This is a genomic window from Methylobacter sp., from assembly GCF_023227905.1.
In the GTDB taxonomy this organism is placed as follows: Bacteria; Pseudomonadota; Gammaproteobacteria; order Methylococcales; family Methylomonadaceae; genus Methylobacter_A.
The window spans coordinates 98755-112060 of the sequence record NZ_JALOCF010000008.1 but is presented as its reverse complement, the minus strand read 5'-3'; the positions used below and the strand labels follow the sequence as shown (position 1 = coordinate 112060).

Genomic DNA, 13306 nt, shown 5'->3' with positions numbered 1-13306 from the left:
CAACACCCCTGAAAACCAAACTGGAGCAATTAAACCGTTAACATTCAGTATTACCGCAACAGCCGCCGCCCAGAATGGCGGCGCATTAAAAAACAGCCACAGCGATTTTGGCTTTTCCGCGGTATCTTCGCCATAGCGCCGCGCGACCAGAACCCCTGCGGTAAACAACAATGGCGAGGTTGCAAACAGGTCCATTTGTATGACCACCGACCTGGCCCAGCTACCAAAGATGTGTTCCAAAACCGGCAAGCCCAGATAGGTCACATTGGGAAACGCCGCCGCCAGTATCATCGCACCCAAGCGCCGGTCTTCAAATTTGAACAATACCCCAACCAGCCACAGGCAAAGCATCGCAAAAACAATACTGCCCACGCCCAGCAAGGTATACTGAAACGAGTGCAAACCAATATCAGCAGACCATAAAACATCCAGAACCATGGCCGGCAGCAGCAAATAATAGACCACCGTGGTCAGCACCTGCCGCGTATGCTCGGCTGACAGGCCTGCTGGCTTTACAAAACGCCATCCTGCGCCGCACGCCATTATCAAGGCCATTTGTATCAATGTTGAGTTCATAATCGAGGACTATTGTGACAATAGTGAATTTTAACATTCACCGTTAAAACAAGTTCCGGTAATATATATCGACTTATTATTTGGAGCGTTTAAGTGCGTCTATTTTCAAAGTATTGCCGACTCGGCGTTTTTTTATTGCTCGCCAGCTCTTTTGCAATGGCTGAAACTGATGTCATCTCGCCTAAAGAAGCCGCGACAATGCGAGTCAAAGACAGAGCCGTTATTGTCGATGTGCGTGAAAAGGACGACTGGAATGAACATCATATTCACGGCGCCATTCGAATTCCGTTATCCCAGTTGAATGACCGGCTACCTGAGCTTGAACCTTATAAAAACCGCCCGATTATCACCCAATGCCAAGCCGGCATGCGTTCCGCACAAGCCCAACTGATATTAAAGTCGGAGGGATTTTCCAAGGTTTACCTAATGAACGGCGGCATACAGGCTTGGCATGAACAAGGCCTGGTGACTGAATAAGCCGACACCTAATCTATTGCGAACAACGATGGCTTCGTGCCTTAGCCCATCCTACACAGAATTTTATATTTTCAACTTTACTTTTAAACATGTCTCAATCATTTATCTCAACCAAATCCATCCCTGTCCGTGAACGACTCATCATGGCGCTGGATGTTCCCAGCATTCCGGAAGCGCAGGCTTTAGTCGAAGAACTCGGCGACTCGGTCATCTTCTACAAAGTCGGCATGGAACTGTTCATGTCCGGTGATTATTTCGGTTTTATCGAATGGTTGAAACAGCAAAACAAGAAAATCTTTGTCGACCTGAAATTTTTCGATGTCCCAGCCACTGTAGGCCGAGCCATTAGAGCCTTAAGCAGCAAAGGCGTCGATCTTGCCACCATCCACGGCAACGATGCCATTATGGAAGCCGCCGCCAAGGAAAAAGGCGACCTTAAAGTGCTGGCCGTAACCGCGTTAACCAGCCTGGATCGCGGCGATCTTGACGACTTGGGCTTTGCCTGCGATGTCCGCGAGCTGGTTTTATCCCGCGCCAAACGAGCCTTGCAAATCGGCTGCGACGGCATTGTTTCATCCGGCCTTGAAGTCGCCATGCTCAGAGAGGAACTGGACCACAAGCTGCTCGTCATCACTCCGGGCATCAGACCGGTTGACAACCGCGAAGAAGACGACCAAAAACGAGTGGTCAGCGTGGAAATGGCTTTCCAGAATGGCGCTGACTATATCGTTGTCGGCCGCCCAATACGCGACGCCGAGAACCGTAAAGCCATGGCCGAAAAGATTCAGGGGCAAATTCTTTCGCAGTTTCAATAGATGCGAATCAAAAAGGGCGACCATTCGTTCGCCCTACTCTTTTTTATAATAATGCCTTGCGATTATGGAATTTGATCTCGCCTTTACTACCTCATATCTGGTCGCCTTAACGATGGGCCTGTTCAGTAGCATGCACTGCATTGGTATGTGCGGTTCCATTATCGGCACCTTGACCTTGAGTCTCAGCCCGGAAATACGGAACAAAAAAAGCCGGCTGTTCCCCTTTGTGTTCAATTACAACATCGGCCGCATTACCAGTTACACAATAGCCGGCGCATTAGCGGGTGTCATTGAAGCATTGATTACCCTGCCAATGGGTGAAGTCAGCGGGCATCGGCTGCTGCAATTACTGTCCGCCGCCGTCATGACCGGGGCGGGGCTGTATATAGCCGGATGGTTCCCCCGGTTTGCCTACATTGAGAAAGCCGGCCTGCGTTTCTGGAAAATGATCGAACCTTTCGGCCGTAAACTGATCCCGGTTAAGAACCGCAGCCAGGCTTTTCTTTTTGGCATGGTGTGGGGATGGCTACCGTGCGGTTTGGTTTATTCAGCCTTGGCGCTCGCCGCAACCGCAGGCGACATCAAGCAAAGCGCCCTAACTATGCTGTTTTTCGGACTGGGAACTTTACCGGCAGTCATGGGAGTCGGTATAATGACCGGAATTCTCACAAGGTTATCCAGAATGCCCCGTTTTAAACAGGCTATTGGCCTGTTCATGATTGTGCTGGCTCTACTGGCGGCCTTGCCCTGGCTTAATCCCATGGCGATTACAACCCATTCGGCATTACATTAAGAGGTATCTATGGATCATTTTAGCGCGATCATCGGCCAATCTCCTGCATTGGATTCCTTAATCCGGAGCGCCAAAATTGTTGCGGCGACCGATGTCACCGTATTGCTTAAAGGCGAAACGGGCACCGGCAAGGAAGTTTTCGCCACCGCCATTCAACAAGCCAGCGCTCGCGCCGACAAGCCTTTTATCACTTTAAACTGCGCGGCGTTACCTGAAAGCCTGATCGAATCTGAACTGTTTGGCCATAAAAAAGGCTCGTTCACAGGAGCGACAACCGATAAGCAAGGCCTATTCCAGGCTGCCGATGGCGGCACACTGTTTCTTGATGAAATCAATTCCTTGCCGCTGTCGATTCAGGCAAAATTATTGCGCTTTCTTGAGTCAGGGGAATGCCTTCCAATCGGTGAAATTAAGCCTTACAAAGTTAATGTACGCGTTATTTCCGCAACCAACACTGACTTAAATAAACAAATCGAAGCAGGCGAGTTCAGATCGGATTTGTATTTTCGCTTGAATGTTGTGCCATTAGAATTGCCGTCATTGGCACAGCGCACTGAAGACATTGAGTCGCTGGTCAAGCACTTTCTGGCCCTGTTCGAAGACGCGCATAACCTGACTGCCCCAAAATTCAGCAAGCAAGCCTTAAAAACACTGAAAGCCTACCCTTGGCCGGGCAATATTCGCGAGTTGCGTAACTTATGCGAAAGGCTCAGCATTTTATTGGCAGGCAGAGTCATTGAGCCGGAAAACCTGCCCGCTGAATTTAGCGCTAAAATCATCAGCAATACGCCGGCTACAACCGAGTTTACCTTACCAGAGACCGGCCTTAAGCTGGATACATTAGAGGCCGATTTAATACATCAAGCCCTGAACCGCACTAAAGGCAATCGTAGCAAGTCCGCAAAACTGCTGGGCATCTCCCGCGACACCTTACTTTACCGTATGCAAAAACACGGTTTTGCAGTGCCGCATTAATTCGGCATTTAAAACTTTCTTATCCACTGCACGGTAATATTGTCGCTTCTTCCTTGAGCGCGAGACATTGCTAATCGCGCCAGTTTGGCGAGATCATCCATACCAATGGCGGGCTTCGCTAATCGCAATAGCTCTGATGGCTTCACATATTCCCAGAAACCGTCAGTGCACAGCACAAAAGTCTCGCCTTTTTCAATAGCCGGATACAGATTAATCTCCGCTTCATGGGCTTTCATTATATTGATCGTGCGCGTTAGCCGGTTTTGCTCCGGGTGCTGCGCCATCTCCTGCTCGGTTATCTTGCCTTCATTCAATAATTGTTGCGGAATGGAGTGATCCTGGGTTCGCCACAGGATCCGTTGTGGATTCATCCTGTATATCCGCGAATCGCCGCAATGCGCAGTCAACGCCTGCTGTTCATCAAGGTAAAGAACTGCACAAGTAGTATGCGCATCATGGCCTAACTTATCGAACGCAAACAGCGCTTTCATTTCATCGATAGCCGATGCAATCCAGGCCGAAAAAGCGTTTATGGGATCCTGCGCCATCTGTTTGCTGTAAATATCGGCGGCTTTTAACAAGCCCTGACAGAAAAACCGGGACGCTTTTTCTCCTGCATGATGACCGCCCAAACCATCGGCAACGACAAACAGCGCATAAGACTCATTAATGACGTGCGCCATAAAGTCCTGATTAATCCTTCGATCACCTATCGAGGTGAATTCATAAAACTCCAGCGCCACTTGCTTCCTTCAGACCAACAACGACTCAAGCATTCTGCTGCATTCTTGCAGTGCGCATGATCCGCTTCAAATCCCTAACCGACTGAGCCAAGCCTGAAAATACCGCCTGCGCGATAATCGAATGACCGATATTAAGTTCGACTATTTGCGGCAGCGCACATATCGCTTCAACATTATGAAAATTCAGGCCATGCCCGGCATTAACTTGCAGTCCGGCACTGTGGGCATAAACAGCAGCCTTCCTGATGCGCTCCAACTCTTCGGCTTGCTGTTGGGGGCTGTCCGCTTCAGCGTAACACCCGGTATGCAATTCAATGACTGGTGCCCCCGCTTTTACCGCCGCATCGATCTGTATTTCATCAGGATCGATAAACAATGACACTTCAACACCTGCACTCGCCAGTTTATCGCAGGCCCATTGCAGGCGATGCAAATTGCCGGCGACATCCAGCCCTCCCTCAGTGGTCAACTCTTCGCGCTTTTCCGGCACCAGACAGCAGGCAAAGGGCCGTACTTTCTCAGCTATGCCAACCATCTCATCGGTTACCGCCATTTCCATATTCAGCCGGGTATGGAGCATTTCTTTTAATAAATAGATGTCCCTGTCCTGTATGTGTCGGCGGTCTTCCCGCAAATGCGCCGTGATACCGTCAGCACCCGCCTGTTCTGCAATTAATGCGGCCTGAATCGGCTCAGGGTAAAGCGTGCCTCTGGCCTGCCTCAAAGTGGCGACGTGATCGATATTCACGCCTAATAAGATCTGTGTTTTGTTCATTTTATGCTGGATGAGGTTGTAGCCTCGTCCACTCCGTTTGGTTTTATTGTGCCTGGCGATAGGTAAATATTACGGCCGTGGTTGTAAGCCCTATTCGGCGCTGGTGTGCTTCATGATTTTATTAATGACCGCTCGGCTTTTGAGTTCCCTGCCTTGCAAATAAACATCAATGACCATCCTCATCAGGATTTTTGCTTCGCTTAAGACCTGAGGATCGGTCAGTTCCCTGGCGCTTAGCGCCTGCAAAGTCTTGCCTGAAAACTGACCATTCGCCGCTTCAACCGCCCCCCGACCTACATTGAAGTCGTATCTTTTTGATGGCTCAATGGGCTTTTGATTGTCATCATGTTCCAGTTGCAAGCCATAACCAGTATATTCCATTAGATTAAGCTCAAATAGCCGCAATGCAGCTTCCAGGTTAGCGCCATGTGAAGAAAGAGCACATAAACATTCGCCGTAGTCGCTGAACACTTCAGGGTGGGGGTCGTATTTGTGCAAAAAACAAACAACCAGCTCATTGATATAAAAACCGCAATAAAGCGCCAGCCCTTTTATCTCATTAAACGGCTGAATTATATCTCCAGGGATGGCGTGTATACCAACAGCCGGTACGGAACCGGCAGGGTTATCTCCAGGGATGGAGTGTATGCCTAAAGCCAGTCTGGAACTGGCTTGGCGATCTCCAGGGACGGAGTGTATGCCGCTAGCCGGTACGGAATCGGCGAGGCGTTCTACGCCGGTCAGCGTTTTTAGCTCTGCCTTTCCTAAATAGGAAATGAGTAACGGGATAAAGGGCTGCAACATTCCTGCTGTTTTTGACCTGGCTTTTCTGACGCCCTTGGCCAGCAGGGAAATCCGGCCGAAATCTCGGGTCAGTACATCGATAATCAGGCCGCTTTCCCGGTATTTGCGCTGTTGCAGGATAAAAGCAGGTTGCAAATAAACCGCGGATTCAGTCATTAAAGCCTAAGCTTTGCAAGGCTCGTTCACTATCCGACCAGCCTTTTTTAACTTTAACCCAAAGCTGTAGATAGACTTTCTGCCCGATCAGCTTTTCTATATCCAGTCGGGCGTCGGTGCCGACTTTCTTCAGCATCTCGCCGTCTTTGCCGATTACGATGTTCTTTTGGGTCAAGCGTTCCACCCAGATAATCGCGTATATTTTGGTAATGTTGGGTTTTTCCTCGTAGCGCTCTATCTCTACCGTCAGCGCATATGGCAGTTCATCGCCTAAACGCCGGGTCAGTTTTTCCCTGACAATTTCAGCCGCTAAAAACCGCTCGGACCGGTCGGTAATCTGATCCTCGGGATAGATCAAATCCTGCTCAGGCAGTAGCGCCATGATCAAGCTTTCGAGCTGATCGAGATTGGTGCCTTTTAGCGCGGAAATGGGTACCAAATGCTTGAATGGGAAGCGATGTTGGGCTTCGTCGAAGAATTTTAAAATAGCTTCTTTATCCGCGACCTTATCGACTTTATTAACAGCAAGAATCACCGGCAAACCCGCTTGCTCCAGCTTTTTGAAGATAGCTTCGTCATATTCATGCCAGGACAAGCCGTCGATCAACCAGACGATCACGTCGACGCCCGTCAAGGTTGTCTCCGCGGTCCGATTCAAATAACGGTTCAATGCCCGTTTCTCGCTGCTATGCATACCCGGCGTATCCATATAAATGGCCTGCCCGGCGGCCGTGGTGTTAATGCCGAGAATCCGATGCCGGGTCGTTTGCGGCTTGCGCGAGGTGATACTGATTTTCTGCTTCAACAAATGATTCATTAATGTTGATTTGCCGACATTGGGGCGCCCAATCAGGGCGACATAACCACAATTCATTTAGTGTCCTTATTTAATAATTCAAGCATAAGCTCTGCCGCCGACTGCTCGGCTTTTTTTCTGGAATTTCCGGTGCCGATGCAAGACTCTGCTATTAACGTTATCGTACACTTAACTTTGAAAGTTTGTTCATGTGCAAGCCCGGACATAGTCATTAAGGTGTAATCCGGCAGATCCATTTTTTTGGACTGCATTAATTCCTGCAATTGAGTTTTAGGGTCTTTCTGCCAATTATCCAGAGACAAGCCTTTCAGCTTTTCCGCAAATAACTGCAAGATCCATTTCTGACAAGCATCCATGCCCTGATCGTTGTACAACGCACCTATAATGGCTTCCACGGCATCGGACAGGATCGAATCGCGACGAAAGCCGCCGCTCTTCAATTCCCCCGAACCCAGCACCAAGTAATCGCCCAACTGATGCTTTCTGGCAAGTTCCGCCAGAAAGCTCTGGTTGACCAAGCTCGCCCTTAACCGGCTTAAAACGCCTTCACTGGCGCCCGGAAATAACTCATACAGCTTCTGGGCGATAACAAAACCCAAAATTGAATCACCCAAAAACTCCAACCGTTCATTATTGTTCGAACTTGCACTTCGATGCGTTAAAGCTGTAGTAAAAAGCTGAGGATTATTAAACGTCAAACCCAACTTTTTGCACAACTCTTCAGGCTTTTTTATCACTCTTGACCGGCCTCGATAGTGTCATGAAACTCGGCCAATGCACTCAGGTTACTGACCAACTTCACGACAGTTTCATACTCGATGTCCACTTTCACATAATTGCCATGTTTAATGACTTTAATGTTCTCAGGTTTGACATCATAGACATAATTAATGCTAAAACGCTTATTTAAGCTGTCCCTGATTTCATATTCGCTTTTCGTTTGAAGTTCCGGCGTTGCTTTTAACGCCTCCAACGCACTTTTTACCTTGCCGTGATCCAGGTAAATCGGAACGATCTTAAGTGTCAACATGACAAAAAAACCGATAAGACCCAGAATAAAAACAAGCGAAATCAAGGTCAAACCTTGCTGACGTTTAAGCAGTAAATTCATTTTTTTCTCCAGATGGTTTATAAAAAGAGTTAAGTATAGTGCAGTTTATTTCAACACTGTGCCAATACGGTCCAGGCCCACACCTTTATCTTGCCAGTCCCAACTCATCCAGATGAAAAAAGCTTTTCCAACCAGGTTTTCTTCCGGAACCGTGCCCCAGTAACGGCTATCGTTGCTGTTATCACGGTTATCGCCCATCACAAAATAACTCCCTTGCGGCACTACATAAACGCCTTCGGCGGAAGTTGCGCCATTTCTGATCAGGATGCTGTGCTCAACGCCCATCAAATCTTCCAACAAATGCTCATTTCCGGTCATATCCTCGCCTTGACCTACGCCCTGATAGCGTCCCAAAGAGACCTGATTGACGGGCTCGCCGTTGATGTGCAGCTTTTTATCGTAATAAGCAACTTTATCACCCGGCAGGCCGATCACACGCTTGATGTAGTCGACAGTCGGATCTTTTGGATAGCGGAAAACGACAATATCCCCGCGCTTGGGTTCATTCAGCTCAACGACTTTTTTGTTAATAACCGGTAAGCGGATGCCGTAAGTGAATTTATTAACCAGAATAAAATCGCCTATCAGTAAAGTCGGCATCATCGATGCGGACGGTATGCGGAAAGGCTCTGCGATGAATGATCGCAGCAATAACACAATCAATACGACCGGAAAAAAAGAACGCGCGTACTCGACCAGTAAGGGTTCTTTATCTTCATCAAAAACCTCCCCTCTTGATTTGAGCACCAGCAAATACCCGCCCCAAATGACACCGGTGACCAGCGTGGCGACGACAAGAAAAAAGGAAAAATCGTAATCCATGTTTATAATTTCAGGTAAAAGGTTTAAGACTAAAGACTAAAGACGAAAGGCAAAAGGCGAAAGGTGTTTTTTCGCCTTGCGCCTTTTGCCTTTCGTCTGATTTTATTCTTTATTAAGCTGCAAAACGGCCAAAAATGCCTCTTGAGGTATTTCAATATTGCCGACCTGTTTCATACGTTTTTTACCGGCCTTTTGTTTTTCCAGTAACTTTTTCTTACGGCTGATATCGCCGCCGTAACATTTTGCAATCACATTCTTCCGCATCGCTTTAACGGTGGAGCGGGCGATAACCTTAGAACCGATGGCCGCCTGTATCGCAACCTCATACATCTGCCGGGGAATCAGGTCTTTCATCTTTTCAACCAGATCGCGGCCACGGTTTTGGCTTAGCTCGCGATGCACAATGATAGACAGCGCATCCACCTTTTCAGCATTAATCAACACGTCCAGTTTGACCAGTTCGGCCGGCTGGAAGCGCAAGAACTCATAGTCAAACGATGCAAAGCCCCTGCTCACCGACTTTAAGCGGTCGAAGAAATCCAGCACCACTTCGCTGAGCGGCATTTCATAATGCAGCGATACCTGCCTGCCGACGTACTGCATGTCTTTTTGCACGCCGCGCTTTTCTATGCACAGCGTAATGACGCCGCCCAGATAGGTCTCCGGAACCAGGATATTAGCCCGGATAATAGGTTCTCTGATTTCCTTGATAGTGCCCATATCCGGCAGTTTGGCCGGGTTGTCGATCATCAAAATCTGGTCGTTATGGGTAATGACTTCATAGATAACGGTCGGCGCTGTTGTGATCAGGTCAACATCGTATTCCCTTTCCAAGCGCTCCTGCACAATCTCCATGTGCAGCATGCCCAAGAAACCACAACGGAAACCAAAGCCTAAAGCCTGAGAGGTTTCCGGCTCAAAATACAAGGACGCATCATTGAGATTTAATTTTTTCAGCGCCTCGCGCAAGTCCTCATAATGATCCGAACTGACCGGATACAAGCCGGCAAAAACGCGCGGCTGCACCTTTTGAAATCCGGTGAGCTGCTCGGCAGCCGGGTTATCCGTCCAGGTAATGGTATCGCCGACCGGCGCCCCGAAAATATCCTTAATACCGGCTACGACATAGCCGACTTCGCCGGTATTCAAAATATCCTTATCCAGGCGTTTAGGCGTAAAAACGCCGACTTTTTCGGCGATAAACGACTTGCCGGTAGACATGATAGTAATCTTTTGTTTTCTGCGGATACTGCCGTGCATGATCCTGACCAGAGACACCACGCCCAGATAACTGTCGAACCAGGAATCGATAATCAATGCCTGTAATGGGCCGTCCGGTTTACCTTCAGGCGGTGGGACTTTAAGCACCAATTGCTCCAGCACACCCTCAACGCCCAAGCCGGTTTTTGCGCTGATCATCAACGCCTCGTCGGCCGGAATACCGATCACTTCTTCAATTTCAGCCTGCACCCGCTCAGGCTCGGCAGAAGGCAAATCGATTTTGTTCAGCACCGGCACCACTTCCAGCCCCTGTTCTATCGCCGTATAGCAGTTGGCGACGCTTTGCGCCTCTACGCCTTGGGCCGCATCGACAACCAGCAGCGCGCCTTCGCAAGCCGCTAAAGACCTGGAAACCTCATAGGAAAAGTCCACATGCCCTGGAGTATCAATAAAGTTAAGCTGATAGGTTTCGCCATCTTTCGCTTTATAGTCCAGCGTAACGCTCTGCGCCTTAATCGTGATACCGCGCTCTTTCTCAATATCCATCGAATCAAGCACTTGTGCGGACATCTCCCTGGCGCTTAAGCCGCCGCAGATTTGAATAAAACGATCCGCAAGCGTCGATTTACCATGATCGATATGCGCGATAATGGAAAAATTTCTTATATGTTTTAAATCCACTTAATTTTCAACTTGTTATGATAGTGTTAATGCATTGTGCCAACCACTTCCAGCACCACGTATAAATAGCGACGTTCCTTGTAAGCTTTTCCCTTACCTGCATCCTGTTCACGCCTTATCCAAATCAATGTAGCTAACGTCTCTACGATGCTTGCCGTCATCGGATTTGCACATCTGTATTATTTAAACATTGTAACAGGTTTAGACCTTCCCAAAGCCTACTTTCATCAATCTTAAGGCAATTTTTACCCATGCTTGCTGTATTTAATGCGGGGTATAGTCCTAATACAAACAAATTAATTTTTTAATAAATCTAACAATCCTAAGCATCAGCGCTTATGTTTTTTCTGCTGCGAATAATTCCCAAGCTATTGGCTTCATTAGGGTGCTCAAAAGAAAATGTTCAAACAGCGATAGCAAGAAATTTATATAAATGGAATCAACAACATCCCTAGTATTTGCACTTATGTTTTTTTCGTTTTTTTCTGCTTAGAATGATTCTCAGCCTGTTGGTTTCAATATGAGACTTTAAAAAATATTTAAACTTAACGAGATGCTAAGGGATAGATATGTGCGGAATTAATGGTATTGCTGCTTTCTCAACGCAGACCAAAATTAGCGAAAAGGATGTGCGCAGCATGTTGCCTGCTCTGCATCATCGAGGCCCTGATGGTAGCGGCATCTACCTTGATCCCAACCAACGCATTGGTTTGGGCCACACGCGCCTTAGCATCATCGATCTTGCCGGCGGCGCTCAACCTCTGCACAACGAGGACAAGACCGTATGGGTCACATTCAACGGAGAGATATTCAACTATGTCGAGTTGCGCAAAAACTTAATCAAACAGGGCCACAGCTTTCATACCCTCAGTGATACCGAAGTCATCGTCCATGCCTACGAGCAATACGGCGACGATTTTGTGCAACACCTGAACGGCCAATTTGCCATCGCCCTTTGGGACAGCAACAATCAACGCTTACTGTTAGTGCGTGATCGAGCCGGTATTTTACCGCTTTTCTATTCCTCCCAAGGCGATCGACTGTTGTTCGCTTCGGAAATCAAGGCCTTATTACCTCAGTTATCGGAAGCGCCGCGCATCTCTCCGGCGGCACTGGATCAAATATTCACCTTCTGGGCGGCACGCAGCCCTAATACGCTGTTTGAAGACATCTTTGAGGTAGCGCCCGGGCACATGCTGGTTTTGGAACACGGCCTTTTGCGCGAGTCAGTTTATTGGGACTGGCGCTTTCCCGAACCGGGCGATTATCTCCAAGGCTCGGACGCCGATTTAACCGAGCAGTTATACGATATCCTTGCCGACGCGACCTCCATCCGCTTGCGCGCGGACGTGCCGGTCGGCGCCTATCTCTCGGGAGGACTCGATTCCTCTGCATTGGTGGCGCTGATCCGTCGTCACTCAGCCGCACCGCTCAAGACTTTCTCTATCAGCTTCGAAGAACAATCGCTTGACGAATCGAGCTTCCAGAAGCAGTTGATCGAACATCTTGGCGTTGAAAATAGCCGAATACTCTGCCAAAACAGTGATATTGCCGAAAACTTTCCGGCCACTGTTTTTCACGCCGAAACAGCGATTCTCCGCACCGCTCCTTCGCCTATGCAACAACTGTCCGGCTTGGTGCGCGATTCAGCTTACAAAGTAGTTCTGACCGGCGAAGGCGCCGATGAAGTACTGGGCGGTTATGACCTGTTCAAGGAAGCCAAGATCCGTCAATTCTGGGCCCGGCACCCTCAGTCCGAATGGCGGCCACTGCTGCTCAAGGTGCTGTATCCCTACCTGGAAACCTCTAGCTCCCAAGCCAAAGCTTATTTACAAAAGTACTACAGCATCGGCTTGGATAAGCCCGGACAGCCGGGATTCAGTCATCTGCCCCGATGGTTCACAACGTCCCAATGCAAAGTCTTTTTCTCTCAGGAACTCAACGCTACGCTGCATGAAAATGCCGTCAATGGACTGACCGGACAATTGCCGCTTGCTTTCGATAGCTGGCATCCGTTCAACCGCGCACAATACCTGGAAGCTAAAACACTGTTGAGCGACTATTTACTCTGCTCTCAAGGAGATCGCATGCTGATGGCCAATTCAGTGGAGGGACGCTTCCCCTTCTTGGACCATAGGCTTATTGAGTTCGCCAATTGCCTGAATCCGCGCCTGAAGATGCGTGTGCTCAACGAGAAATACCTGTTTAAGCAAGCCATGAAAAGCCAGTTACCCAATCAGATTCTTGAGCGTCACAAACAACCGTATCGGGCTCCGGACATACCTGCCTTTTTCTCCGCCCATCCTCCAGCCTATGTGGATGATTTGCTGAGCGCAGAAAAGCTCAAGCGCTACGGCTATTTCGACGCTAAAAAAGTCGGTTTTTTGCTCAAGAAAGCGAGCAGTGGCGGCTCAATTGCTTACAAGGACAACATGGCGCTGGTTGGCGTTCTTTCTACCCAGTTATGCCATTATTTTTTTATTGAAAAATTTTCTCAAATTGCTCATGGAGCAAGTGTTCCCAAACCTTCTTTAACCTAA

General features: G+C 48.5%; 14 protein-coding genes. 5 read left to right on the top strand and 9 right to left on the bottom strand.

The genetic code is table 11. The features are described 5' to 3' along the window. On the bottom strand, nt 1-576 hold a 576-nt coding region (locus tag M0R47_RS05495), incomplete at its 3' end, for an AEC family transporter (protein ID WP_292551472.1). 93 nt (nt 577-669) lie between these two features. Between M0R47_RS05495 and M0R47_RS05490 the strand changes: the two genes are divergently transcribed. From M0R47_RS05490 to M0R47_RS05475, 4 genes are all read left to right on the top strand, one after another. Then, complete coding sequence (locus M0R47_RS05490) at nt 670-1053, top strand: rhodanese-like domain-containing protein (protein WP_292551469.1); 384 nt, start codon at nt 670-672, stop codon at nt 1051-1053. Between the two features lie 89 nt (nt 1054-1142). After that, nucleotides 1143-1868: an orotidine-5'-phosphate decarboxylase gene (gene pyrF, locus M0R47_RS05485; protein WP_292551466.1), complete on the top strand. Its 726-nt coding sequence runs from the start codon at nt 1143-1145 to the stop codon at nt 1866-1868. A gap of 64 nt (nt 1869-1932) precedes the next feature. Further along, nucleotides 1933-2661 (top strand): sulfite exporter TauE/SafE family protein, encoded by a 729-nt coding sequence (locus M0R47_RS05480; RefSeq protein WP_292551463.1) that lies wholly within the window; start codon nt 1933-1935, stop codon nt 2659-2661. Nucleotides 2662-2670: 9 nt separating this feature from the next. Then, a complete protein-coding gene (locus M0R47_RS05475) occupies nt 2671-3636 on the top strand; it encodes a sigma-54 dependent transcriptional regulator (protein WP_292551460.1) in 966 nt (321 codons plus the stop codon). Nucleotides 3637-3644: 8 nt separating this feature from the next. On the opposite strand, the gene M0R47_RS05470 is transcribed toward M0R47_RS05475, so the two are convergent. From M0R47_RS05470 to lepA, 8 genes are all read right to left on the bottom strand, one after another. Next, nucleotides 3645-4379, bottom strand: coding sequence for a protein phosphatase 2C domain-containing protein (locus M0R47_RS05470; protein ID WP_292551457.1), 735 nt, complete (start codon nt 4377-4379; stop codon nt 3645-3647). A 25-nt stretch (nt 4380-4404) separates the two neighbouring features. Beyond that, entirely contained in the window at nt 4405-5154 is a 750-nt protein-coding gene (pdxJ, locus tag M0R47_RS05465) for a pyridoxine 5'-phosphate synthase (protein WP_292551455.1), read from the bottom strand. Between the two features lie 90 nt (nt 5155-5244). After that, nucleotides 5245-6114, bottom strand: a complete 870-nt coding sequence (gene recO, locus M0R47_RS05460; protein WP_292551452.1) for a DNA repair protein RecO — start codon at nt 6112-6114, stop codon at nt 5245-5247. Continuing rightward, on the bottom strand, nt 6107-6988 hold the full coding sequence (gene era, locus M0R47_RS05455) for a GTPase Era (RefSeq protein WP_292551449.1): 882 nt from the start codon (nt 6986-6988) through the stop codon (nt 6107-6109). Before era ends, recO begins: the two co-directional genes overlap by 8 nt. Continuing rightward, nucleotides 6985-7668: a ribonuclease III gene (gene rnc / locus M0R47_RS05450; protein WP_292551446.1), complete on the bottom strand. Its 684-nt coding sequence runs from the start codon at nt 7666-7668 to the stop codon at nt 6985-6987. Before rnc ends, era begins: the two co-directional genes overlap by 4 nt. Then, nucleotides 7665-8042 (bottom strand): DUF4845 domain-containing protein, encoded by a 378-nt coding sequence (locus tag M0R47_RS05445; RefSeq protein WP_292551443.1) that lies wholly within the window; start codon nt 8040-8042, stop codon nt 7665-7667. Before M0R47_RS05445 ends, rnc begins: the two co-directional genes overlap by 4 nt. A gap of 45 nt (nt 8043-8087) precedes the next feature. Beyond that, nucleotides 8088-8864, bottom strand: a complete 777-nt coding sequence (gene lepB, locus M0R47_RS05440) for a signal peptidase I (protein WP_292551440.1) — start codon at nt 8862-8864, stop codon at nt 8088-8090. A gap of 102 nt (nt 8865-8966) precedes the next feature. Further along, nucleotides 8967-10766, bottom strand: coding sequence for a translation elongation factor 4 (lepA, locus tag M0R47_RS05435; protein WP_292551437.1), 1800 nt, complete (start codon nt 10764-10766; stop codon nt 8967-8969). Nucleotides 10767-11335: 569 nt separating this feature from the next. Between lepA and asnB the strand changes: the two genes are divergently transcribed. After that, a complete protein-coding gene (gene asnB, locus M0R47_RS05430) occupies nt 11336-13306 on the top strand; it encodes an asparagine synthase (glutamine-hydrolyzing) (RefSeq protein ID WP_292551434.1) in 1971 nt (656 codons plus the stop codon).

What these genes read in the sequence shown, in the direction of transcription:
- pyrF (WP_292551466.1), top strand. Translation starts at nt 1,143, where the DNA reads ATGTCTCAATCATTTATCTCAACCAAATCCATCCCTGTCCGTGAACGA.
- M0R47_RS05480 (WP_292551463.1), top strand. Translation starts at nt 1,933, where the DNA reads ATGGAATTTGATCTCGCCTTTACTACCTCATATCTGGTCGCCTTAACG.
- M0R47_RS05475 (WP_292551460.1), top strand. Translation starts at nt 2,671, where the DNA reads ATGGATCATTTTAGCGCGATCATCGGCCAATCTCCTGCATTGGATTCC.
- pdxJ (WP_292551455.1), bottom strand. Translation starts at nt 5,154, where the DNA reads ATGAACAAAACACAGATCTTATTAGGCGTGAATATCGATCACGTCGCC.
- recO (WP_292551452.1), bottom strand. Translation starts at nt 6,114, where the DNA reads ATGACTGAATCCGCGGTTTATTTGCAACCTGCTTTTATCCTGCAACAG.
- era (WP_292551449.1), bottom strand. Translation starts at nt 6,988, where the DNA reads ATGAATTGTGGTTATGTCGCCCTGATTGGGCGCCCCAATGTCGGCAAA.
- M0R47_RS05445 (WP_292551443.1), bottom strand. Translation starts at nt 8,042, where the DNA reads ATGAATTTACTGCTTAAACGTCAGCAAGGTTTGACCTTGATTTCGCTT.
- lepB (WP_292551440.1), bottom strand. Translation starts at nt 8,864, where the DNA reads ATGGATTACGATTTTTCCTTTTTTCTTGTCGTCGCCACGCTGGTCACC.
- asnB (WP_292551434.1), top strand. Translation starts at nt 11,336, where the DNA reads ATGTGCGGAATTAATGGTATTGCTGCTTTCTCAACGCAGACCAAAATT.